The 24,974-nt window shown below is 32.2% G+C and carries 23 protein-coding genes; 7 read left to right on the top strand and 16 right to left on the bottom strand.

Going from position 1 to position 24,974, the window contains the following annotated elements; genetic code table 11:
* Positions 1–23: 23 nt before the first annotated feature.
* The 12 genes from ACIQ2J_RS00440 to ACIQ2J_RS00385 all read right to left on the bottom strand — a co-directional run bounded on the left by ACIQ2J_RS00440 (position 24) and on the right by ACIQ2J_RS00385 (position 10,564).
* Positions 24–2,876: a GH92 family glycosyl hydrolase gene (locus ACIQ2J_RS00440; RefSeq protein ID WP_396165370.1), complete on the bottom strand. Its 2,853-nt coding sequence runs from the start codon at positions 2,874–2,876 to the stop codon at positions 24–26.
* 77 nt (positions 2,877–2,953) lie between these two features.
* Entirely contained in the window at positions 2,954–3,715 is a 762-nt protein-coding gene (locus tag ACIQ2J_RS00435) for a succinate dehydrogenase/fumarate reductase iron-sulfur subunit (protein ID WP_396165368.1), read from the bottom strand.
* Between the two features lie 42 nt (positions 3,716–3,757).
* Complete coding sequence (locus ACIQ2J_RS00430) at positions 3,758–4,099, bottom strand: DUF86 domain-containing protein (protein WP_396165366.1); 342 nt, start codon at positions 4,097–4,099, stop codon at positions 3,758–3,760.
* Complete coding sequence (locus ACIQ2J_RS00425; RefSeq protein ID WP_396165364.1) at positions 4,092–4,382, bottom strand: nucleotidyltransferase family protein; 291 nt, start codon at positions 4,380–4,382, stop codon at positions 4,092–4,094. Before ACIQ2J_RS00425 ends, ACIQ2J_RS00430 begins: the two co-directional genes overlap by 8 nt.
* A gap of 75 nt (positions 4,383–4,457) precedes the next feature.
* Complete coding sequence (locus ACIQ2J_RS00420; RefSeq protein ID WP_396165361.1) at positions 4,458–6,464, bottom strand: fumarate reductase/succinate dehydrogenase flavoprotein subunit; 2,007 nt, start codon at positions 6,462–6,464, stop codon at positions 4,458–4,460.
* A 12-nt stretch (positions 6,465–6,476) separates the two neighbouring features.
* The gene (locus ACIQ2J_RS00415; RefSeq protein ID WP_396165359.1) at positions 6,477–6,815 is read right to left on the bottom strand and encodes a DUF86 domain-containing protein; all 339 of its coding nucleotides are present in this window, start codon (positions 6,813–6,815) and stop codon (positions 6,477–6,479) included.
* Positions 6,805–7,113 (bottom strand): nucleotidyltransferase family protein, encoded by a 309-nt coding sequence (locus ACIQ2J_RS00410; protein WP_396165357.1) that lies wholly within the window; start codon positions 7,111–7,113, stop codon positions 6,805–6,807. Before ACIQ2J_RS00410 ends, ACIQ2J_RS00415 begins: the two co-directional genes overlap by 11 nt.
* Positions 7,114–7,119: 6 nt before the next feature.
* Complete coding sequence (locus ACIQ2J_RS00405) at positions 7,120–7,788, bottom strand: succinate dehydrogenase cytochrome b subunit (protein ID WP_396165355.1); 669 nt, start codon at positions 7,786–7,788, stop codon at positions 7,120–7,122.
* A 227-nt stretch (positions 7,789–8,015) separates the two neighbouring features.
* Complete coding sequence (locus ACIQ2J_RS00400; protein WP_396165353.1) at positions 8,016–8,321, bottom strand: helix-turn-helix domain-containing protein; 306 nt, start codon at positions 8,319–8,321, stop codon at positions 8,016–8,018.
* A gap of 1 nt (position 8,322) precedes the next feature.
* Positions 8,323–8,694: a type II toxin-antitoxin system RelE/ParE family toxin gene (locus ACIQ2J_RS00395; RefSeq protein ID WP_396165351.1), complete on the bottom strand. Its 372-nt coding sequence runs from the start codon at positions 8,692–8,694 to the stop codon at positions 8,323–8,325.
* Positions 8,695–8,774: 80 nt separating this feature from the next.
* The gene (locus ACIQ2J_RS00390; RefSeq protein WP_396165349.1) at positions 8,775–9,647 is read right to left on the bottom strand and encodes a hypothetical protein; all 873 of its coding nucleotides are present in this window, start codon (positions 9,645–9,647) and stop codon (positions 8,775–8,777) included.
* A 65-nt stretch (positions 9,648–9,712) separates the two neighbouring features.
* Entirely contained in the window at positions 9,713–10,564 is an 852-nt protein-coding gene (locus tag ACIQ2J_RS00385; protein ID WP_396165347.1) for a ChaN family lipoprotein, read from the bottom strand.
* 161 nt (positions 10,565–10,725) lie between these two features.
* On the opposite strand from ACIQ2J_RS00385, the gene ACIQ2J_RS00380 reads away from it, so the two are divergent.
* Positions 10,726–12,018 (top strand): aminopeptidase P family protein, encoded by a 1,293-nt coding sequence (locus ACIQ2J_RS00380; protein ID WP_396165344.1) that lies wholly within the window; start codon positions 10,726–10,728, stop codon positions 12,016–12,018.
* A gap of 60 nt (positions 12,019–12,078) precedes the next feature.
* On the opposite strand, the gene ACIQ2J_RS00375 is transcribed toward ACIQ2J_RS00380, so the two are convergent.
* From ACIQ2J_RS00375 to ACIQ2J_RS00365, 3 genes are all read right to left on the bottom strand, one after another.
* Positions 12,079–12,402, bottom strand: coding sequence for a hypothetical protein (locus ACIQ2J_RS00375; protein ID WP_396165342.1), 324 nt, complete (start codon positions 12,400–12,402; stop codon positions 12,079–12,081).
* A complete protein-coding gene (locus tag ACIQ2J_RS00370; protein WP_396165340.1) occupies positions 12,390–12,587 on the bottom strand; it encodes a hypothetical protein in 198 nt (65 codons plus the stop codon). Before ACIQ2J_RS00370 ends, ACIQ2J_RS00375 begins: the two co-directional genes overlap by 13 nt.
* Positions 12,588–12,662: 75 nt before the next feature.
* Entirely contained in the window at positions 12,663–13,013 is a 351-nt protein-coding gene (locus tag ACIQ2J_RS00365) for a hypothetical protein (RefSeq protein ID WP_396165338.1), read from the bottom strand.
* 371 nt (positions 13,014–13,384) lie between these two features.
* On the opposite strand from ACIQ2J_RS00365, the gene ACIQ2J_RS00360 reads away from it, so the two are divergent.
* Positions 13,385–14,167, top strand: a complete 783-nt coding sequence (locus tag ACIQ2J_RS00360; RefSeq protein ID WP_396165336.1) for an alpha/beta fold hydrolase — start codon at positions 13,385–13,387, stop codon at positions 14,165–14,167.
* A gap of 483 nt (positions 14,168–14,650) precedes the next feature.
* Here ACIQ2J_RS00360 and ACIQ2J_RS00355 read toward each other — a convergent pair whose 3' ends face one another.
* Entirely contained in the window at positions 14,651–15,064 is a 414-nt protein-coding gene (locus ACIQ2J_RS00355; RefSeq protein ID WP_396165334.1) for a GxxExxY protein, read from the bottom strand.
* 392 nt (positions 15,065–15,456) lie between these two features.
* On the opposite strand from ACIQ2J_RS00355, the gene ACIQ2J_RS00350 reads away from it, so the two are divergent.
* The 5 genes from ACIQ2J_RS00350 (at position 15,457) to ACIQ2J_RS00330 (ending at position 24,936) form a co-directional block, all read left to right on the top strand.
* On the top strand, positions 15,457–18,324 hold the full coding sequence (locus tag ACIQ2J_RS00350) for a TonB-dependent receptor domain-containing protein (protein WP_396165332.1): 2,868 nt from the start codon (positions 15,457–15,459) through the stop codon (positions 18,322–18,324).
* Between the two features lie 197 nt (positions 18,325–18,521).
* Entirely contained in the window at positions 18,522–18,680 is a 159-nt protein-coding gene (locus ACIQ2J_RS00345; protein WP_396165330.1) for a hypothetical protein, read from the top strand.
* 367 nt (positions 18,681–19,047) lie between these two features.
* Positions 19,048–23,088 carry a T9SS type A sorting domain-containing protein gene (locus ACIQ2J_RS00340; protein WP_396165327.1) on the top strand — a complete coding sequence of 1,347 codons (4,041 nt, stop codon included), beginning with the start codon at positions 19,048–19,050 and terminating at the stop codon, positions 23,086–23,088.
* A 210-nt stretch (positions 23,089–23,298) separates the two neighbouring features.
* The gene (locus tag ACIQ2J_RS00335; protein WP_396165325.1) at positions 23,299–23,514 is read left to right on the top strand and encodes a hypothetical protein; all 216 of its coding nucleotides are present in this window, start codon (positions 23,299–23,301) and stop codon (positions 23,512–23,514) included.
* A 390-nt stretch (positions 23,515–23,904) separates the two neighbouring features.
* Positions 23,905–24,936 (top strand): hypothetical protein, encoded by a 1,032-nt coding sequence (locus ACIQ2J_RS00330; RefSeq protein ID WP_396165323.1) that lies wholly within the window; start codon positions 23,905–23,907, stop codon positions 24,934–24,936.
* Positions 24,937–24,974 lie beyond the last annotated feature (38 nt).

Below are 24,974 nucleotides of genomic sequence, written 5' to 3'. Positions count from 1 at the left end.
TGAAAACGCAGATTTAACGGATTTTATTTAATGGTTATTTCGTCTATAAAAATAAAGGCATCTCCCCCAACACCTTGATGCCATTCGGGTAGTTTTCCAAAATTGTAGGCCTTTACTTTGATGTATTTGGCTGTTATTTCTTTATCTAAATTTAATTGAAAATCTTGAATTTTGTTTTCGTATTCTCTTGGACTGAACGAGTTCGTGACGGTTCCTATTAAAGTAAAATTCACATTATCTATTGAAGCATAATATTCAACTTTGGTTGGCATCAAGATCCAAGAACGGGAATCTTGCATACAATTTGCCGAAAACGAACTTACTGTTTGTTCTTTTTGTAAATCGATAACGGCTTCAAAATCTTGACTTTGGTACCCCTGCCAATCACCTTTGCGCCAGTTTTCTGTTCCGTGAATCCCATCGATCAAACCTTCTGGGCCTCCGGCATGGTATTGCGGATTGTATTTAGATTTTATGTCGATGGTGTAGTTGTTTGGTTTTTTGAAAAAGGTTGCAGATATGGTGTTGCTTTGGTTTTCATTATTTTTTACATAAGCCGAAATAGTTGAAGTTTCTAAAATCTCAAAAGGTTCCGTATAAACAACCGAGGGAAGTTTTTTTGCTAAATAATCATTTTTATCACTTATATTATAATAGATTACATCCTTTGGATTTTGAGAAATAATGGCAACTTTCATTGTATCTTTAAATGATTTACTTTCTGCTTGAATTACGGGAACTGGGAGGATATCTCTAATTAATTCTTCCTCTTTAACAGCGCTAGTTACATCAAAATCATCTGTAGTAGCATATTTTTCAAATTTAGTGTCTAAGAATTTGCAATAACTTTTCGGAGTATTTTTATCAATTTTTTTTAACCCCTTATCTGTATTTATTATTATTTCTTTAAAATTTGGATCTACTGTAGCCCATTTTATTTGACCAGGTGTTACTTGATATAAACCAATTGAACTCAAAACATACCACGCACTCATTTGTCCGCAGTCTTCATTTCCTATTAATCCGTCTGGAGTATTTTTGTAAAAATTATCTAAAATAAAATGTACTTTTTCAGTGGTTTTTTCTGGTTTGCCAACATAGTTGTACAAATAGGCCATGTGGTGACTTGGTTCGTTTCCGTGTGCGTATTGCCCAATTAATCCAGTAACATCGGCTTGTTCGCGACCTGTAGTTTTACTTTCGCTAGTAAACATTTCATCTAATTTGGCTTCAAATTTATCGTTTCCTCCATAGGCTGCAATCATTCCTGGAATATCTTGCGGAACAAAAAACGAATACTGCCACGAATTGCCCTCGGTATAATTATTATTGATTTCTTTAGGATCAAAAGGTTTGTCCCAACCACCATTTTTCTTAGGGCGCATGAATCCTGTTTCCTTGTCGAAGACATTCTTCCAACTTTGGGAACGTTTCATGAAATAATTGTAATCTTCTTTTTTATCTAAAATCATGGCCATTTGTGCAATACACCAATCATCATAGGCATATTCTAAAGTTTTAGAAACGCTTTCATGCTCGTCATCCATAGAAATAAAACCTTGCTTTTTATAAACATCCAATCCCAAATGATCTAACATAGCACTGTGTTTCGATGCTTCAAATGCTTTTTCATAATCAAAACCTGTAATTCCTTTAGCCATCGCATCGGCGATAACCGAAACCGAATGGTAGCCAATCATACAATCGGTTTCATTGGAAGCCAATTCCCAAACAGGTAATCTTCCGCCTTGTTCGTATTGTTTTAAAAACGTATTAATAAAATCGGAAGTTCGCTTCTTTTCAATTAAAGTGTACAGCGGATTTGCTGCCCGAAAAGTATCCCAAAGTGAGAAAACCGAATAGTAATCAAAACCTTCTGCTTTATGAATTTGATTGTCGCGACCACGGTATTTCCCATCTATATCTTGAGCGATATTTGGCTGAACCATGGTATGATAAAGAGCAGTATAAAAAACGGCTTTCTTATTTAAATCGGCTTCGGTAATTTGAATTTTAGATAATTGTTTGTCCCAAAGTTGCTCGGCTTCTTTTTTAACTCGTTCAAAATTCCAATCTTTAATTTCGGAACTATTTAATTTAGCTCCTTCATAACTTGTTGGCGAAAGAGACACTTTTACTAGCATTTTTTCTCCCTTTTTAACTTTTTTAGAAAAACAAATTGCCGTTTGGGTACCACCAATATATTCGTTTTCAGGAGAATGCATATAATCTCCATTACTGCGGATTTCGGTTACTTTCACTGGGACATTAAACTCTATTTGAGCAAATACAATTTGGTTTTTTGCCCAAGCTTCGCTAATACGTCTTACCTGAATAGTTTTACTATTAATAATATGCACTTCTCCTTCCAACAATAAATCCCGATGATTCAAATCAAGGATAATATTGGCTTGTCCAGCAGTGTTAAAAGTATATTCCTGAAAACCAACTCTTGTAGATGCCGTTAAACGAACGTCTATATTGTGTTTATCTAATTTAACCGAATAAAATCCTGCAGTAGCCTTTTCATTTTTATGAGAAAATTTAGAAGAATAGACCTTATTATCTAATGTTTGTTTACCCATGGTAGGCATCAGCATAATATCGCCAAAATCGGAACAACCCGTACCGTTTAAATGCGTATATGAAAATCCGTAAATGGTAGCGTCGTCATAATGATAGCCGGAACAACCATCCCAGCTTCCATCAATTCGAGTATCGGGAGAAAGTTGTACCATTCCAAAAGGCACCGTTGCACCTGGATAAGTATGTCCGTGCCCGCCAGTTCCTATCATTGGATTTACTAATTGGTGGTAATTTTGACTAAAAGAGCTTATCGTAACTAAAAGAACTATTGCGGAAAATACTTTTTTCATGGGATTATTTTAATTCAAAGATAAAAAAAACGCATCCAAGTTAATGAATGCGTTTCTATATAATTTAAAGAAAATTATTATTTAAGGCTTGCAGATAAATATTCTCTATTCATACGAGCAATGTTTTCTAATGAAATTCCTTTAGGACATTCTACTTCACAAGCACCTGTATTGGTACAGTTCCCGAATCCTTCTTCGTCCATTTGACGCACCATGTTTAATACACGATTAGTAGCTTCCACTTTTCCTTGTGGTAATAATGCATATTGCGATACTTTAGCACCAACGAATAGCATTGCTGAACCATTTTTACAAGTGGCTACACAAGCACCACATCCAATACATGCAGCAGCCATAAACGCTTTGTCTGCATCGTCTTTAGGAATTGGAATGGTATTGGCATCGATAGTATTACCGGATGTATTTACTGAGACGAAACCACCTGCTTGTTGAATTCTATCAAAAGCACTTCTATCTACCACTAAATCTTTGATTACTGGGAAAGCGGTGCTTCTCCATGGCTCTACAAAAATAGTATCACCATCATTAAACATTCTCATGTGTAATTGACAAGTAGTAATTCCAGTATCTGGTCCGTGAGCACGGCCATTGATGTAAAGAGAACACATTCCGCAAATTCCTTCACGACAATCGTGATCAAATGCAATAGGCTCTATTTTATCGTTAATTAATTGTTCATTCAATTGGTCTAACATTTCCAAAAACGAACTTGCTGTAGAAACGTTATCTAATTTATAAGTTTCTAAATTTCCTTTAGCTTTGGAGTTCTTTTGACGCCAAATTTTAAGGGTAATATTGATGTTTTTTGCTGCACTCATAATTTCTATTTTTAACCAAAAACCAAAAGGAGTTGGTGGTTTTTATAATTTACTTTTTATTAATTCTAAATTTTCAATTAAATAATCTAATTCGTTTTCTATTATTTCCCACAATATTTGATTATCGATACCAAAATATTCATGAACAATTCTATTTCTTAATCCTCGAATTTCATTCCAATCAATTAATGGAAATTTCATTTTAATATCGTTGTCTATTCTATTGGAGGCTTCACCAATTATTGTAAAATTGCGAACTACTGCATCAAAAGTTTTCCCATCCTTTATAAATACATCAAAAGATAAATCTTTAGAATAAATTTTAATTTTAATAGCTGATTGTAAAATATCATCTACCAATAAATGAAAATCTCTTTTAGACATATAGCAAGTCCTCTTTTATAAAAACAAAATAAGCCGGTTTAATTCCATTTTTAGAAACAACATCTGTTTTTATTCCTAAATAATCCTCAATTTCATTGGACATTGTAACGAAATTCATTCCCATTTTACCGTTCAACTCAATCATGACATCCACATCGCTATCTTCCGTTTGCTCATTTCTGGCATACGATCCAAACAAAGCAATTGCTGCAACAGGATATTTCTGCTGAAGAATTGGCTTTAGTTCGGTTAGCTTTGTTTTTATATAGTGTTGCGTTTTCATTTTAATGTTTTAGAACTCTGTAATACTTATTTACATTAAGAAAGTTATATCCGATTAATTCAATTTTGCGAACTACTATTTGTAATTTCTAGCTGCAATTTTGATAAACTCGTATTTCAATTCTTCTTTATGAAGTTCTTCTTTGCTAATGTCGTTGCCTTTATATTCCCAAGCGCCAACAAATGAGAAGTTTTCATCATCACGAAGAGTTTCTCCTTCTGAATCTTGATATTCTTCACGGAAGTGACCTCCGCAAGATTCATTACGCTGTAAAGCATCCATTGCCATTAATTGTCCTAAATCAATAAAATCGGCAACACGAAGTGCTTTTTCTAATTGAGGGTTGAATTCATCTGCGCTTCCTGGAACATTAACTTCTTTGTAGAATTCTTCTTTAAGAGCAGCAATTTCAGCAATAGCTTCTTTTAAGCCTGCTTCATTTCTACCCATTCCAACTTTATTCCACATAATTAATCCCAAACGTTTGTGAAAATGATCCACAGATTTAGAACCTTTATTATTTAAGAAGGTATCGATAGTGTTTTTAACTCTATTTTCTGCATCGGTAAATTCTTGCGTTTCTGTAGAGATTTTTCCAGTTCGGATTTCATCTGCTAAATAATTAGAAACGGTGTATGGCAATACAAAATAACCATCGGCTAAACCTTGCATCAAAGCTGAAGCTCCAAGACGGTTAGCACCGTGATCTGAGAAGTTAGCTTCACCTGCAACGAAACAACCTGGAATAGAAGACTGTAAGTTATAATCCACCCAAACACCACCCATAGTGTAGTGAACCGCTGGATAAATTTTCATTGGAGTTTCATACGGATTTTCATCCGTAATTTTTTGATACATAGTAAACAAGTTACCATATTTCTCTTTTAGCCATTGTTTTCCTTGAGCAGTAATTTCTTCTGCCGACGGATTGTGATTCCCTTTTGCGTAAGCAGCTTGTTTTCCTTTGTTTTGAATTTCAGTTGAGAAATCCAAATAAACTCCTTCGTTGGTATCATTAGCTTCAATTCCGTGACCTGCATCACAAACTTCTTTGGCCGCTCGAGACGAAATATCCCTTGGAGCTAAATTCCCAAAAGAAGGATATTTTCTTTCTAAATAATAATCTCTATCTTCCTCTGTAATTTGTGATGGTTTTAATTTTCCGGCACGAATTGCTTCAGCATCTTCTTTTTTCTTTGGTACCCAAATACGACCGGAATTACGCAAAGATTCAGACATTAAAGTCAGTTTTGCTTGGTTCGTTCCGTGTACGGGAATACAAGTAGGGTGAATTTGAACAAAACAAGGGTTAGCAAAAAAAGCGCCTTGTTTGTGTATTTTCCAACCTGCAGTTACGTTGCTTCCCATTGCATTTGTAGAAAGAAAATAAACATTTCCGTATCCACCAGAAGCAATTACAACAGCATGAGCTGAATGTCTTTCTAACTCTCCAGTAACTAAGTTACGGGCTATAATTCCGCGGGCTTTTCCATCTACTTTAACTAAATCTAACATTTCATGGCGGTTGAACATTTTTACACGTCCTAAACCAATTTGTCTCGATAAAGCAGAGTAAGCTCCTAATAATAATTGTTGTCCTGTTTGACCAGCAGCATAAAAAGTACGTTGTACTTGTGTTCCGCCAAACGAACGGTTGTCTAGCAATCCACCATAATCACGAGCGAAAGGAACTCCTTGTGCCACACATTGGTCAATGATGTTTCCAGAAACTTCAGCTAAACGGTGAACGTTAGCTTCACGAGCTCTGTAATCTCCACCTTTGATGGTATCATAAAACAAACGGAAGATACTATCTCCGTCATTTTGGTAATTTTTTGCTGCGTTAATTCCCCCTTGTGCTGCAATAGAGTGCGCACGACGAGGAGAATCTTGAAAACAAAATGCTTTTACGTTGTACCCCATTTCTCCAAGAGAAGCTGCTGCCGAAGCTCCAGCTAAACCAGTTCCTACTACAATAATATCAATTTTTGGTCTATTGTTGGGTGCAACCAATTTTAAGTGGTCTTTATAATCTGTCCATTTCTGAGAAATGTGTCCTTCTGGTATTTTAGAATCTAACATAAATAAGTGTTTTTATTTAGTATTTATTAAATTTTCTATTTCTATTTTTAGTATTGGCAAATGCTTCATTAGTATTCCCCAAATTGTTTCATTATCTATATTGTCATAGCGGTGAATAATTTGATTTCGTAAGCCAATTATTTGTCTGTAAAAAGTAATTTCTACAGTATCATCCAATTTTTTCAAATTATTTAATGCTTCTCCAATAATTTCTAATTCTCTTTCAACTGCTCTTCTTAATTGTTTGTTTTTAGAATACTCTACAAAATCTCTGTTTTCGCCTAAATAGTTTTCTATAGAAACTATAGATTCCATAATGTCAAACAAATATTTTGCAGATTTATGTGGCATAAATTAATTGTTTTGTGTTTTCTAACTCTTTAATAAAATAAGGATTTTTTAAGGATTTCTCCGTTACTAAATCAATATTTCTACTGAAAAGATCTTCTAATGAAAATAGAAAATTAAAATAATTATCTGCGTAATCTAATAATTCAATGTTTTTATTAAAAGAGACTAGAAAATCTAAATCGCTTTTTTCATTGAATTTTTCATTCAAAACCGAACCAAATACATACAATTTATCGACTTTGTTTTCTTTGCAAAGTTTTTCAATTGAGAACTTGTTATTTTCGATTATAGAATTCATTTTTTATTAATTATTGAAAAAATGATGGAATAAAGCAATGAATATAAATCCGAAAGGAACTACAATTGCAAAAGCATATCCTAGTTTTTGAACTCCTTTAGAAAATTTATTGTTAAATCCTACCGATTGAAAAGCAGAACTGAAACCATGCCATAAGTGTATAGAAAGCAATAAAAATGCTAAACAATACAAGCCAGTACGGATCGGATTTTCAAATTTAGCAACCAACTCTTCATAATATCTTGTTGGTTCCACAGAATTTACATCCACATATTTGTACATGATTTCTTGAAACCAAAAATCGTACATGTGTAATCCTAAAAATGCTAAAACAACAAGCCCTGAAATAATCATATTTCTAGAAGCCCAAGAAGCATTTGCTGCTCCGTTGTATTTTGCATAAGCAATAGGTCTTGCCTTGTTGTTTTTTACTTCTAACACCATTCCCATAACAAAATGAAAAACTACTCCCGCAACAAGAATTGGTTGCATCACAAATTGAATTAACGGATTGTAGCCCATAAAATGAGAACACGCATTAAAAACTTCTTCGCTAAAAACAGAGGTTAGATTTATAAAAAAGTGCAGTGCTAAAAAGGTAATCAAAAAGAGTCCCGAAAGTGCCATTGCGACTTTCTTTGCAATGGAAGAACTCAAAAATGTAGATTTTGCCATAGTTGTATTAATTTATTTATAAAAATCAAACAAAAATACAGCTATTTCAAATATACTACAACCTTTTCGCAATAATTTATAATGAGTTTAAAGTGCGTTTAACAGTTGTTGATTGAGGAAGAGGGGAAAAGAACAATAAAGAGGGTATTGGTTAAACAATATTAATTCCCATACGAAGGAACTAATCCACGCAATCCCATGTCTACAAACGTTTCTCCTTATGAGGGTTATATTTGTAGTGTTAATTTCAAATGTCCGCCTAAACCTTGTTGGATGATTTTCATTAAGGTAGATAGTCTAATGTCGGATGCATTATTTTCAATTCTTGAAATATAGGATTTGTTTGTTCCGCATTTTAGAGCAAGTTCTTCCTGTGTCATTCCAAGTTTTGTTCTTGCTTCTTCTAGTAAAATGCCAAGTCGAAAAGATTCAAACTCTTGTTCCCATTTCTCCCTTTTCGGTTGTCCGTTTTCGCCATATTTTTTATCTAAAATTTGGTCTAAAGTCGTAATGTTATTTTTTGTTTTAGTCATTTTATTTCTTTTTTGGTATTCGAGATTTCGCCTCATTAAATTCATCTTGATATTCCTTCATTATCTTTAGTGCTTTTTCTAACTCTTCTTTAGGAGTTTTTTGGGCTTTCTTTTGAAAAGCATTCCCAAGAACTACTAAATTTCCTTTATCAAAAAAAGCGAAAATACGAAATATAGAACTGGCTACTTCAACCCTAATTTCATATAACCCTTTGGTACCTTCTAAATGTTTAAAATATTTTTTTGGAATCTGGGGAGTGACTTCAATTAATTTAAGAGTCCATTCTATCTTTTTCTGAACTGTCTCCAGTTGTTTTTCATAAAAGTCTAAAAAATAGTTCTTGTATGCAATTACATGTCTATCGGTATTCATAGTGCAAAGTTAACTAATTGGACAACATCAACAACTATTTTTAATGTGTATATTGGTTATTTTAAAAACAATGCAATTATCTAATTCCCATACGAAGGAACCAATCCACGCAATCCCATGTCTACAACCGTTTCTCCTGCTGCGGGTTCGTATTTTCCGTCATTGTTTAAGTCAATCCATTCAAAACTACTATTTGTAGAAAGGGATACTGTTACTACAATATTCTTTTTTTCATAGCCTGTAATAGCCAATGGTGTTGCAAATTTTCCGGTAACGACACAAGATCCAGCTGGAATTGGGGAAGTTGCGGCAATTGGGTTGGGAACTGTGGTAGCATTGGCTGGCGCTTGCCCAGAGGTAGAATATGGCAAATCGTTTAATGCAAATGCCCAATATCCTTGCGCTCTATTGCCATCCACTTGAAAAAAGGTGTTTCCTATAGAATGGGAACCAATATAAGTGTTGAAACCTACAAAACTAGCCAAGGTTCCTTGGTAATCTTGCCCAGAACTTCGAACACTAATTTGATAATTTTGATAGGATAACGAAACACGCAACCATTGGTAATTGCCAGAAACTATTTTTTTTAATGGAATTTCTAAAAAGGTTTCTCCTTCGGCAACTATTTTAGATTGGCTAAAATCTATAGCATTGGCACCTCCAAGAGTAGTTTCTGGAGCGTGGTATAAAACAGTTCCAAAACCTAATTGGGTAGTAGCATCGGGAGCCAATTCTACATAATGAGAAGAAATAGTATTAAATACTGGAGATTGCGCACCATGACCAGCAGCAAGAGCTGTTGGTAATCCAAAATTATTCAACCGTTCTTGCGTAGGATCGAATTTAAATTTTACAATCAACATTGGTTCTGTTGGAGTATCGTCTAGATCTTCGCAAGAAAAAATTGAGAAACTGGCTCCTAATACGATAGCAAATAATAGTAATTTTTTCATAAAGACAGGATTACAGAATTTCTTCCTTTATATATTTAAAACAAGACCAAATTTGTTTGACGAATTTAGTAAGTTTTTGTTACATCTTCATCTATAACGATAATAAAGTTGGCTTTATTGTAATTTTCAATATCTAATTTAGTTAAATCTTTTTGTTCTACCGAAGAAATGGTAACTATTTTAACATTGGGCTGGTAGGTTTTTAAGTACCAACTAATGGCTTCAAAATTATCCGAATGGTAACTTCCGTTGTAATGAATAAAGGTCGTTCCATCTTTTAAATTTTTAGAAATAAAGTAGGCCATCGTTGCATCTTTACTGGCTTGCGCCTTGGGCATATTAGGGCTGGTGTGTTCTCCCATCATTTTCAACATCTCAACATAACCTGGCAAAGTAGCGTCATACGGAATGGGTTGTGGGGCAATCCAAGTTTTTTCTTCGTCGGTTAATTGTTCTAGTGCTTCAAAGCCCTTTTTGGAAACCAAAGAAGCAAATCTTCTAGGAATATTGGTTGCTATAAATTGCAATTTATTTTCTTTAGCAAAATCTACTAAGGGTTTGTAATCGGTTTTGTAGTTTGGCCAAAGTCTTGCAGTGGAATCTAATTTTTTCTGATTGATATCCCCATTCAGGTATTGATCTACTTGCTTTTGATTGTCGGCTTCCAGCATTTCGGCACCAAGAACCACTGCTTTATTTTCGGCTACGTCTTTGGTCAATTCCAATTCCAACCAATGGGAAATAGCGTTGTTGTGAAATTCTCCAAAAAGCACAACTTGCGTTCCTTCTGCAGCTTTTAATAATTTTTTATAGGAAACTTTCTTTCCGTTTTTATCAAAAAGTTGGTAGGCTTTTTTGTCTTGAGCATTACTAATTAAAGAAAAAAGAACTACAAGGGTAATAAAAGTTGCTTTCATTTTTTTAAATTTTGATAAAAATAGTCTTTTTAAAAGATTTTTATAAAATATATAATACTATTTACGGCCATTCTGTATATTCTTTCTATTTTTGAATTTGCAAATAACCCTCCTTTTGAATAGGAAAATTCTTTTTGCACCTGATATAAAAAAAATACATCATGAAATACCATCCAATAGACCGCGATTTGTTTATTAAAAATAGAGCAAAATTCACGGCACAAATGAAACCTAATAGTGTTGCTGTTTTCAATTCGAATGATATTTATCCGGTTTCTGCCGATAGCACTTTGCCGTTTGCACAACACCGCGACATCTTTTATTTATCGGGAGTAGATCAAGAAGAAAGTATTTTGTTGCTTTTTCCAGATGCACCTTATGATAATTTGAAGGAAATTCTTTTCTTGAAAGAAACCAACGAACATATAGCAGTTTGGGAAGGCGAAAAACTAACCAAAGACCGCGCTTTGGAAGTTTCGGGTGTTAAAACCGTGATTTGGTTGCAAGATTTTCATAAAACTTTGAAAGAAGTGATGACTTATGCCGAAACTATTTACATTAATACCAACGAGCATTATCGTGCTACCATTGAAACGGAAACTCGCGAAGCCCGTTTTATCAAATGGTGGAAAGACAATTATCCTGCTCATAAAGTAGAAAAATCGAATCCTATTTTGCAACGCATTCGCTCTATAAAAGAGAGTGAAGAGTTGGATTTGATTCAAAAAGCCTGTGATATTACCGAAAAAGGGTACCGCAGAATTCTAAATTTTGTGAAGCCAAACGTAATGGAATATGAAATTGAAGCTGAATTTGCGCACGAATTTCTAAGAAATCGTTCTAAAGGTTTTGCTTATACTCCAATCATTGCTTCTGGAAATAATGCAAATGTGTTGCACTATATTGAAAACAACCAACAATGTCATGCAGGAGATTTGATTTTGCTAGACGTTGGTGCTGAATATGCCAATTATTCTAGTGATATGACTAGAATGGTTCCAGTTTCAGGACGTTTTAGTGTTCGACAAAAAGAGGTTTACAATGCGGTTTTGCGTGTAAAAAACGAAGCAACCAAAATGTTGGTTCCAGGAACTTTGTGGAAACAATACCATGTTGAAGTGGGTAAAGTAATGACTTCCGAACTTTTAGGTTTGGGATTGATTGACAAAGCCGATGTGCAAAATGAAAATCCAGACTGGCCCGCCTATAAAAAATATTTCATGCACGGAACGTCGCACCACATGGGGTTAGACACCCACGATTATGGATTGCTTCACGAACCTATGCAAGCCAATATGGTGTTTACCGTAGAACCAGGAATTTACATTCCGGCAGAAGGTTTTGGTATTCGTATAGAAGACGATATGGTAATTCAAGAAAAAGGAGCAGCCTTCAACTTGATGCGAAACATCCCGATTGAAGTGGAAGAAATTGAGAGTTTGATGAACAGTTAGTATTCAGTGCTCAGTTTTTAGTGTTCAGATATAACGGTTTACGAGAGTAAGCCGTTTTTTTTATAACTCGTTTAAATCTTTGATGTGATTGTTAGTTAAGTAAGTTATCAAATAGCGATTGGCCTTTTTTTCAAAGAAAATATACCAGGTAGTTCTGTTATTTGCTTTGTAAAAAGCATAATTGGAACCGAATTTTTTCAGTGCTTTGGGAGTTGCTTTATATGGGAAATTAATCATTTCTTTTTCAATGAAAAATGTTAATTGATCTACATAATTTTCTGCGTATTCATAAAAAGAAAAATATTCCTTTTTAAAAAGAACATCACTTAAATTATTAATAAAGATTTCAATTTCTGGCAAATATTGAACTGTTATTTTTTCCAAGGCAAGGAATTTAAATGTTTTTTGGTTCGTTCTCGCAATTCATCACCAGAAATACTTCTTTCCCATTCTTTATCAAAATCAAAAGTTTCTTCTGATTTAATAGATTCTAATTTCTTTAATACATTTGAATCTTCAATGGAATGAATCCATTTTATTAAATCTTTTTTTTGTGTGGCTAAATCCATAATCCTATTTTTATCAAAGTTACTGAAATTTGTTTTACAAAAACAATGGCTTTAGTAACCTTTACAGTTAAATCGCTATTTCTTCATCAGCAGCAACACCTCGTTCTGTATCTTTAATACTTTATTTTCTTCTTGCAGTTGTGCAATTAATTGATCTTTTTCAGAAATCAAACTCATGTCGGTAGGATTAGTGGTGGTGAAATTGTCAGGTAATTGATTGGCAATATCTTTAAAGAAATTGTGTTTCAAAGCATAACAAATGTCTAACAAAATCCCCGTTTGAATACTCTCGTTTTTCATATATTCATTTACAGCAAGTCCATTCCTTCTAATTGCAGCACCTAAAACGGATTTAAAAATGCGATTTTTTTGAATATGCGCTCTCAAAAGAGCCCCTGTATTGATGTTGTATTTACTTTTTAGCATCTTCCTTATTTTTAGAAAAGATAAAATTATAAAAAAAATTATAAAAAATAGCGCCAGAACGCCAAATTTGAGGTTTTTAACGTCATTATTTACGTTTTTAACGTCATGATATACATTTTTAACGTGATAATTTACGTTTTTAACGTCAACATTTACGTTTTTAACCTCATTTTATAAGTTATTAACGTGATAATTTACGTTTTTAACCTCATCTTTTTGGTTTCTTACGTAATATTTGAAGTTTTTAACGTATAATTTGGCATAGTATAACTATTTTATACTGCTACTTTGCTAAAAATAACTGCTACTAAATTGAAAAAAAATCGCCTTCCTTTCAAAACAAAAACTATTTTTGCTACAGTTAATTATTTATGAAAACCCTCCAATACAAAAACACTAAAATCTCTTACACCGACCAAGGAAAAGGCACGGCTGTGGTTTTGCTACATGGCTTTTTAGAAAATCAAACCATGTGGGATGCTTTTGTACCAGAATTTTCCAAAAAAAATCGGGTAGTAACTATAGACTTATTAGGTCATGGGCAAACCGAATGTTTGGGATATGTGCATTCTATGGAAGACCAAGCCGATATGGTGCATGCGGTGTTGCACGAATTAAAAATTAGAAAATCCGTTTTAATAGGACACTCTATGGGCGGTTATATTGCTTTGGCTTTCGCCGAATTGTATCCCGATGCTATGAAAGGTTTGGTACTATTAAACTCTACTTCTCGAGCCGATAGTGCCGAACGTAAAAAAAACAGAGACCGGGCTATAGTTGCGGTGAAGCAAAATTATGCGGCTTTTGTGCGAATGAGTATTGGAAATTTATTTAGTGAAGACAACCGCGAACGATTGCTAGAAGAAATTGAAAAAGTAAAAAACGAGGCCTTAAAAACACCTTTACAAGGAGTTGTTGCTTCTCTAGAAGGAATGAAAATCCGGAAAGATCGAGAGGTGATTTTGCATTTTGCTAAATATCCGATTCAGTTGGTATTAGGAAAAAAAGATGGGGTATTAATTTATGAAGATAACCTCGAACAAATAGAAGGTACTACTGTAAAACTAACCTCTTTCCCCGATGGACACATGAGTCATGTTGAAAATAAAAACAAGTTACAAAGGATTTTGTTGGAGTTTTTTAAAAATGTTTAACTGCAAAAACTATCCTTTTTTTTACCACAAAAGGCACAAAAGAAACACAAAAATAATATTCAATCTATTGTGAATCTTTTATTTTTTTTACCACAAAAGTCATAAAAGAAACACAAAAATAATATTCAATCTATTGTGAATCTTTTATCTTTTTTACCACAAAAGGCACAAAAGAAACACAAAAATAATATTAAAATCTTTTGTGAAACTTTTATCTTTTTACCACAAAAGGCACAAAAGAAACACAAAAATAATATTCAATTTATTGTGAAACTTTTATCTTTTTTACCACAAAAGGCACAAAAGAAAAACAAAAATAATATTCAATTTATTGTGAATCTTTTATCTTTTTTACCACAAAAGGCACAAAAGAAACACAAAAATAATATTAAAATCTTTTGTGATACTTTTGTGCCTTTTGTGGTAAAAAAGAATTTAGTGCCTTTTGTGGTAAAAAAGAATTTCGTGTCTTTTGTGGTGAAATTAATCTTCCAGCATCCTGAAATATTCATTAACAAAAGTCATTTGTCCTTCATTATATAAATTAACTGAATTAAAATTATAAAGAATTCCCTTTGGAGCTTCAAGTAGTTTCATATAAGTTAGCAGCTGTGCTTGATGAATTGGAGCAAATGCTTTTACTGTTTTTAATTCTAAAACAATACAATTTTCAACAAATAAATCACACCTTAGATTAGTGTCAACATCTAATCCCTTAAAATTAACTGGAACCAACAATTCCGACACATAGGAAATTCCCCTAATATCTAATTCTCTTTTCAAACATTTATGATAAATGCTTTCTAATAATCCTGGGCCTAAAAATTTATGCACTTCAATTGCTGCACCATTTATTTGATAAGTTAAATCTTTTAAATAGGATTTTGTAAATTCCATAAATAATAATTTTGAGTTATACTTTCTCTTAATATCAATTTCCAAACAATACCATTTGGTCTTCATAAATAACACCGTTTTAAAATATCTTTTGTGATACTTTTGTGTCTTTTGTGGTTAAAATAAATTTTCTCTTGAAAAGCAACCTCCAAAATCAAATTCCTTCAATAAAACCATAATTTTTTCTGATTTTGTAAGAAATCACTTCGTAAACAACCTTTTTATTCTAAAATTAACGGTCAAGATCTTGATTTTAAGAAAAGTTAACATTTATTTAACCTTATCTTAATTCTAAAAAGCTTTTTGTAATAATAGTCCGATTTTATTTAACATTTTAGTAATTTACTCTGTTTTATTTAAAGTTAGTTTTGCGGTTTAAAACCTACTATATTATGAAACAAAACTTATATTTAACTCTGCTTTTATTTTTTGTATTTACTTTATCTTATGGACAAAATTCTGGAATTAAAGGAACTGTCATTGATGAAAAAACAGGTCAAACGGTTCCGGGAGCAACTATTATAATAAAAGGTACAAATAAATCAGATGTATCCGATTCAGAAGGAAATTTTTTAATTAGAGTTAATGCAGGAAACTATTCTATTAAAGTTACTTGCTTTTCTTATTCTTCTAAAGAAGTAACAGATATAACGGTTGTAAAAGACGATGTTAATTTTATTAACATATCGCTTTCAAGTAAGGCCAATCAATTGGAAGATGTAGTTATTAAAACAACCAAAGCAAAGCAAGAGTCGGTTAAGGGGTTGTTAACAATCCAAAAAAACAGTGCAAATGTTTCCGACGGAATTTCATCTGAAACAATCAAAAGAACACCAGATAAAAATACCTCTGATGTTTTAAAGAGAATAAGTGGAGCCAGTATTCAAGATAATAGGTTTGTTATTATTAGAGGTTTAAATGACCGCTATAATTTTGCTTTAATAAATGGGGCTCCTTTACCAAGTTCAGAACCAGACAGAAAGGCTTTTTCATTTGACATTTTCCCTTCTAATATGTTAGATAATATAATGATTACAAAAACGGCTTCCCCAGATCTTCCGGGAGAATTCGCAGGGGGAGTTGTACAAATTAACACTAAATCTGTTCCGGATAAAGATTTTCAATCTTTAACGGTAGGAAGTGGATATAATACCATTACTACTTTCAAAAACCAGAGAACTTATAAAGGTAGTGGTACCGATTGGTTAGGTTATGACAATGGAACTAGAGCATTACCAAGCTCAATTCCTAGTACCGAAATAATGCAAGGAGACAATCACGCACTTCCAAACTTACAAGTTGCAAAAAGTTTTCAAAATGATTGGGCTATAACAGATAAAAAATTTAGCCCAAATACTTCTTTCCAATATTCCATCGGAAAACATTATGAAATAGGAAGCAAAAAAATAGGAATGCTTTTTTCGTTATCTCATAATAGAACGAATAACTTTAATCAAATTTCAAGAAACGACTTTATTAGTCCGGGTAATTTAAATTCAAGTTACTCCGATAATAATTACAGTCAACAAGTTTTAACAGGAGCTCTAGGAAATTTTTCTTTAAAGTTTAACGAAAATAACGCTATTACATTTAAAAATATATTAAGTATCAATTCTAATGATTTAGTTGTGGAACGATCTGGTCAAGCAGATGTAACGAATACGTATTTAACTAACTCCAATGTAAGATGGTTTACAAGCAATAAAATATATTCAGGGCAACTTAATGGCGATCATTATTTTTCCAATTCAAAAATTAAAGTCAATTGGACAGGGTTTTATAGTAATATTCAACGTGAAATACCTAATTTAAGAAGAAATTCCTACACTTTAGATACCGATCCAAGTAGCACTAATTACAATATTCCTTATTTAAATATTTCTACAAATGAGGCGGGAAGTAATAGCTATGCAGGAGCAATGTTTTATTCTAAAAATATAGAATCTATAAACGGAGCAAGGATAGATATTTCTAAAAAGTTTAATTTTGGAGATAACTCTATCAATGAGTTAAAAATTGGTACTTTTATTCAAAATAGAAATAGAGAATTTTACTCAAGATCTTTTTATTATAAACTTTTTGATGCTTCCAACACACAATCAGGATTGACGTCTTTACCAGAATCTACGGTGTTCTCAACTACCAACATGAGTACTACAGGATTCAGTATTTTTGAGCAAACCCAAGATAAAGATTCTTATAATGCAACTTCTAAATTGAATGCAGGTTATATCATGATGGATAACCGATATAATAAATTTAGATTAGTATGGGGTGTTCGTCTTGAAGATTATGAACAAGGATTGAATACAAAATTCCAAAATATTGAGTTGAATAATAGACAACAAGATATTTTACCTTCTGCTAATTTAATTTTTGCAATAAATAAAGAGCAAAATTTAAGGGTAAGTTATTCCAAAACATTGAACCGCCCTGAATTTAGAGAGTTAGCACCGTTTGCATTTTATGATTTTACAACACAGTTTTTAACAGAAGGAAATCCAGATTTAAAAATTGCTAAAATTCAAAATTTAGATTTCCGTTACGAAATTTACCCAGGAAAAGGACAACTATTTTCGGTGTCTTATTTTAGAAAAAACTTTACAAATCCAATAGAACTTAAACAAACTAATAACAAAAACATTAAATATGTTAATGCAGATAGTTCTATAAACAGTGGTTTTGAATTTGAATTCAGAACTATGTTAAGCTCTATTTTTAAATTTGAAGGAGCTTCGTTCTTAGAGGATTTAACCTTATTTTCTAATATTGCTATTATTAAATCTAAAGTGGATATTTCTAGTTTTAATGAACCAGAAAAATTCAGACCTATGCAAGGTCAATCTCCGTATGTTTTTAATGCAGGCCTTCAATATTTTAATAAAGAAAATGGGTGGGCAGTTTCAACCAATATTAACAGAGCTGGAAATAGAATTGCAATTAGTGGAAATGAAAACAATCCTTCTATTTGGGAAAAAGCAAGAACTTTTATAGATATGCAAGTTTCTAAATCGTTTAAGGAGAATAAATTTGAAATAAAGCTTAACATACAAAACCTTTTAGCTCAAGATTTAATTTATTATCAAAACAATACACCAACCAAAAAAGTAAACTCCGACCCTGCAATAGTTAGCTTAACCAATATTGTTTTTACTGGTGATGGTCAAAATGATAATGGATATAAAGCTGGTTTAGACGATGCAATTTGGATAACAAAATTTGGAAGAACACTCTCATTATCATTTTCCTATAATTTCTAAAATTTAAAAGAAAAGAATTAAGGTATTTCATTACTTTTTTTTCGATTTGTTTTAATGCTCAAAAATAAGTACAGGTTTATTTTTTTATATAATACAATGAGCGATCAATAGATCTAGGTAATATATATTCAAAAGTATATTTAACTTTAAGCGAACCATCGGATAGGTGGTTCGCTTTAGGTTTAAATTCTACCACAATGGCACCAAATGTGGATTGTGTTGTGATTACTCCCGATACTTTTCTTACCGATTCCTATTTTCCTGGAGGACATTTAGTACCATTGGCTGACTCCCAAAATAATTGGAATTTAACGGAAAATACGGCATCCAATTCTATTAGAACTATTAAGGCATAAAGGACTTTTATTTCCTCCGATTCTTAAGTTTTTACTTTTACAAATGCCTTAAATTCTCTTGATGTAATTTGGTCATATTCTTAATAACCCAAAACTCTTATAGAAGGTATTTATTTTATCAATTCAAAAATAGAAACCTTTAAGTCTTTTAAGAAAATAATTGTTAAAAAATAGTTTTTCATTCTCCTCAATAAAAATTAGCATTTAATATTATTCAAACTTTAAATTAACATATAGTTAACTTAACTCAGGGTTTGATGGTTATTTACATCATTTAATTTAATCATTTAATGATTTTCTTTTTACGCTAAAAAAAGCACTCAAGATTAAATTTGTAGAAGTTTAACCTAAAAATCTTTTTTAAAAAATGAAAAAAAATTATTTAATTGCATTATTGGCATTAATTTTCCAATTTGCTAATGCACAATTAGAACCAGTAGCATACAGAGGTGCTTTTGCTCCTGCTCCTGCTGCTCAATGGTCCGGTACTTGGGCTAATTGGAATCCTCAAGCTGAGGCTTATGCAGATGCTGCAACTGTTATCACAGTAACTACTAACATTACTGCAAACACTACATGGTTAGCTGGTAAAACTTACAAGTTAGCTGGTAACATTTATGTAACTAACAATGCTACTTTAACTATCCAACCTGGTGTTGTTGTTAAAGGTCAGTACGTTAATACAGGAACAGCTTTAATTATTACTAAAGGTGCTAAACTTAATGCTGTAGGAACAGCTGATGCTCCTATTGTATTTACTTCTGATAAAGCTTCAGGACAAAGAGCTGCTGGAGATTGGGGTGGAATTATCCTTTTAGGTAAAGGTAAATACAACCAAACTAGTGGTTTAAATAATGTTGAAGGTTTAGCTGCAAATACTTTAACTGAATATGGAGGAGGTTCTGCTCCAGATGAGAATGATAATTCTGGTATATTAAAATATGTTCGTATTGAGTATGCTGGATTCGTATTTTCTCCAAACAATGAGATCAACGGTTTAACTATGGGAGCTGTTGGTAAAGGTACAACAATTGATTATGTTCAAGTTTCTTACTCAGGGGATGACGCTTTTGAGTGGTTTGGAGGTAATGTAAGTTGTAAACACTTAATTGCTTTTAGAAGTTTAGATGATGATTTTGATACTGATAACGGATATGCTGGTACTGTTCAATATGCTTTAGCTGTAAGAGATCCTCAACTTGCAGACATCCCTGCAATTTCTACTTCTGAAGGATTTGAATCAGATAACAATGCTACAGGTGCTGATCCAATTGCTTCTCCTAATAATGTTAATACTTCTGCAATTTTCTCAAATATTACATCTGTAGGACCAGTAAAACGTAACTTGGGTACTTTAGCTCCAGGATATGCTAGAGCGTTACATATTAGAAGAAGATCCGAATTAAAAGTTATCAATTCTATCTTTATGGATTGGAAAAATAATTATGCTGGTTTATCTGATGATAATACAATTGCAAAAGCTATTAAAGGGGAATTAAAATTAAACAACAATATCTTTGCTGGTTTCTCAACTGCAGATTTTACTTCTTACCCTGAAGGAATTAACCCAAGAACTAAAACAATTACAGCTGCTATGGTAACTATTGCGGGTGCTTCTGCAACTTTAGGTGCAACTTTTGACTTAGGCGCTTGGATGACATCTCACAATAATTCGGCAATTGCTTCTAGTGACTCTATTTTAACAACTCCATACGACACGTCTAATTACTCTAGCTATACTGGTTTAGATTATAGACCAGGAACATTAGCTTCAACAGGTGCTGATTTTACGGATTCTAAAATTGAACCTTTTGTTACTAACCCAATTGCTGGTACTCAACCAACAACTTCCAATGTATCTTTATGTCAAAGTTCTATAGCTACTCCATTAACAGCTACATTAACTTCAACTGGAGTTTCTTTAAAATGGTATAAATCTACTACATTATCAGGTGCTAAAACTGCTATTGTAGGTAATGCAACTCCAACTACTACTGCAGTTGGAACACAATATTTTTGGGTATCACAATTAGATGCAAATAATAATGAAAGCGATAAAGCTGGATTAGTTGTTACAGTTAATGCTAAACCAACTACAACTTTTGCAGGTATTTACAACACAACTGTAGATTCAGCAAGTACTATTAATGTAGCTACTTTTGCTGCAGGTCTTCATGTTGGTACAACTACTGCATTTACATTTACTGTTCCTGCTTTAACAGATGCAACATTAACTTACCTATGGACAGTACCAAGTGGAGTAAACATTGTTGCTGGTGGTACTACTACTAGTAATTCAATTACTTTAAATTTTGCTGGAGTAACTCCAGATTTCGTTGGAACAGTTGGAACAATTTCTGTTCAAGCTAAAAATGCTTCAGGATGTGCAGGAACTGCTAAAGCAATAACAATTACTACTGCTTTACCTGTTGCTCCTACTGCAATTAAAGTAACAAACGCTGCTCTTCTTGGAACAGCTGCTACTGCTGCTATTACTAAACTAGCTAGTTATGCAGGTACAACAACTCCTTTAACTTTAACTGCAACTGCTGCAGCTACTGCAAATTCCTATGTATGGAACTTACCTGCTGGAGTAAATGTATTAGGAGTATCTGGTACTCCAACTTCAACTAATACTAAAGTTTATTTTGTTTATCCATTCGTTGGTGCTCCAGGGATTGGTAACGCTAGTGCTGGAAGTCGTAAATGGACAATTACAAATAAATTATATACGGTTGACGTAAATGGCGTTGCTACTACCGTTACGATATCTACTACTAAATTAGAAGTGTTAGGAAAATCTTCAGGGCCTGCTATTCCTGCGGCTCCTGTTCAAGATCCATGGGCTCCTTATGGTACTGTAGTTACATCTAATTTAAATTCTATTTTGGTTAATTTTAGTGGAGTTACTTCTTCTACTCCAGCTTTATACTTAGGAGTAAGATCTAAAAATGGTGTAGGTATGTCAAATACTGTTAATACAACAAATGTTGATATTCCTGCTGATAACACTACTTATGGATCAGCTGTTCCAGGTTTATTTAATAGAACTTACACTGAAACGTATACAGCATTTAATACTTCAGTTACACCTATTACTGGCGCTACATCTGTATGGAATGCAACAGGATATGAAGTATCTAAATCTAAATTATTAAAATTAACTTCTGGTTTAAATGCTGCACCTGCTGCATTGAAAATGACTAATACTGCAATCAGTTCAGCTACTGCTGTAACTGTAGTAAGTAAATATGTTGGAACTTCAACTGTTCTTACTTTAACTGCTACTGCATCTGCAACAGCTGTATCTTATTTATGGACTTTACCTTCAGGTGTGAACCAATTGTCTGGTGGTACATCTAATGTAATTACTGTTAATTTATCTGGTGTTGCTACGGGTGTTAATTCATTACCATTTTCTGTACAATCTGTAAATGCTTTTGGAACTTCTTCTCCTAAAACTTTAAATACTACTGCTACAGTTCCTGCTGCATCATCAACTTTAGTTATGACAAATGGAGTTACAACTACTGCTATTACAAATATTAGTAAATATGTAACAACAAATACGGAATTAAAATTAACAGCTGCAGTTTCTGCACTTGCAACTTCTTATGTATGGACATTGCCTGAAGGAGTTAATCTAGTTTCTGGAGATCCTTTAGCAGATAGAATAATAACTGTTAAATTTAATGGTATATCTACTGCTTCTAGCATAAGTGTTAATGCCAAAAATGGGGTTGGTCTTTCTACTCTTAAAACATTAGCATTAGCTGCTACAGCACCTGCTGCTGTTTCTAAAGTTGTTAATTTTGGATTAGCTACTACTCCAGATAATGTTGCTGCTAATGTATCTACTAGTGGTGCTACTAAAGAATATACAATTACTGCTTCTGCTTTAGCTAATACTTATGTTATTACTGCTCCAGAAAACTGTGTAGTAACATCTGCAAGTAATGATACAAACACAAGTAATGTTTTAGAAACTGCGGATTTAAATTTCACAGTTGTTTATCCTGCTGGATTTGTTTCAACTGTTGCTCCATATAAAACTCTTTCTGTAGTTGCTAAAAATGGTGTAGGATCTAGTATTGCTAAAACATACAATATTAAATCTACTACTGCAGTTACTAAATCTGAAGTGTTAGTTACAAGAACTGAGATTTATCCAAATCCAGTTGCTGAAACTTTAAACATTGATTTAACAACTGAAACTAAAGGTAACTTACAAATGACTATTTACTCTTATGAAGGTACAATTGTTTCAGAAACTAAAACAATAAACCTTGAAGAAGGAACAAATTCATTAAATGAAAATGTTTCCAATTTAAATAAAGGAATTTATTTTGTGAGATTCACTAATTCAGTTAATGAAGAAGTAATTGTTAAAAAGATTATCAAAAACTAAATCTTTTTTCAAGTTAATTAAGACCGCCAGAAATGGCGGTTTTTTTTTGACTATAAATTTTATAATTTAAATTGAAATAGACTATTTATCGCTGATTTTTAAAAAACCAAAACACATAAAAAATCAGCCAATAAGACCTAATCAGAAATAATTTAAATATTTAAGTCGAAAAATTTTGATACAGAGGTTTTTTTATTAATTTTACCATCTATGAAAATTGATTTAATTAAAATATTTTTATTGGGTATTGTTTTTTTGAATTGCAATAGTAGTATTGCAAGTACAAATCCTCCCCAACCTATTGTTCCCAATCCTCCTCCAAACCTTCCTTTGGATGGAAGCATTTTTTTCTTACTTATAGGTGCAATATTAATTGCATCTTATAAAGTATATTGGCACGTTAAAAACCAATATAAATCAGCATAATTTTTTTTATTGTATGGCTTTAGTATTATTTATATTAGAGTAAGAGGTTAATTACTTTCAATTCTTTCCAAGCAAAAAATGAATTAGTATCAGTTCAATACTATTTCTTCATTAGAATCGTTGGGCTTAATTTTTTTAGTTTCAAAAGCAAATTCCATATTCCACCCAAATTCCATAAAAAAATCCTCACATTGCTGTAAGGCCTACTATTACTACTAGAAAAGAAGGAAGTTATCTCGATTTTTTTCGAGTCGGGTTTACGACTTTTGATAAAAAAAAGAGCTACTAAATAATTTAATAATTTAATTCTTTGTATTGAACTTGAACTAACTTGAACTATTTTATTCTTTTTTATAAATTTAATTTTTATAATTTTATAAAAATTCATTTATGAACTATAATAAAATATTACTCGAAATAATTTACAGCAAGACCGGAATTTATATTACAAATAAGAATGACTGTAAGTTAGTAGGGCAGTATATTGTTAAGCATAAGATTGGGTATTTGTCTGAGTCAACCTTATATCGTTTTTTTTTAAGTTCCGATAGTAATCAGAAACCTTATATAAATACCTTAAACATTCTAGCTCAACTTTGTGATTTTGAATCATGGAGTTATTTTTTATATTATTGTGACACCAATACTTTGTTTAACAACTCCGTTTTTTTGAATAGTACACTGGATACAATAATTAAAGATTTAATAGTAAGAGAAAAGTTTAATTCTTTAATCGATATTTTTGAAAGCGTAAAAAATGAAAATTATAAAACTAAAGAATATATAGGACTTCATACATTTATCAATTTTCAAAACACTAATTCTTTTCCTCTCTTTATTGAAAAATATGGTCATAATAGTTTCGTAAGAAATATTATTATGGAAGCTTTATATGACCCTTTCCACAGGATTAAGGGTTATGCAGAAAGTTATAACTACTATCTAAATTTTACTAAGCCACAATCTAAAAATTATCTTCAAGACTTTGTTTTTGGTAATGCGGTACTATTTAGATATTATTATTTAAATAATGACCTAAGAGCTATAGAATTTGCTAAAAAAATATATGATTTTCCTATCACATCAATTGAGTTTGATCAAATTCATTTGTTTCCAAGAGTGCGATACACAGCTTATAAAATTTGGTATTTGAAAATAACAAATCATAATAAAACAAACCAAATAGAATACTTAGATTTTGCCTATAATTGGATTTGTGATGAATTTAAAAAAACGAATTCAATCATTGAATTAAATATTATAAATCAAACTTTTCTTGAGGTTTTTCAAAACCAAAAAGCAATTATTTTTCAAAAAAAATTAAATTCATTATTCAGTACTAAATTAAAAAGCTTGAAAAATAATGAAGAGGAAATAGTAAAGGCCCATTATTCAAACGGCTTGTTAAATATGTTGCCTTAATTTATTTATTTAGAAGGAGTTAATTAGGATAAACTTGA

This window comes from Flavobacterium sp. (genome assembly GCF_044357305.1).
Lineage (GTDB): Bacteria > Bacteroidota > Bacteroidia > Flavobacteriales > Flavobacteriaceae > Flavobacterium.
This window is presented reverse-complemented; position numbering and strand designations above follow the sequence as displayed.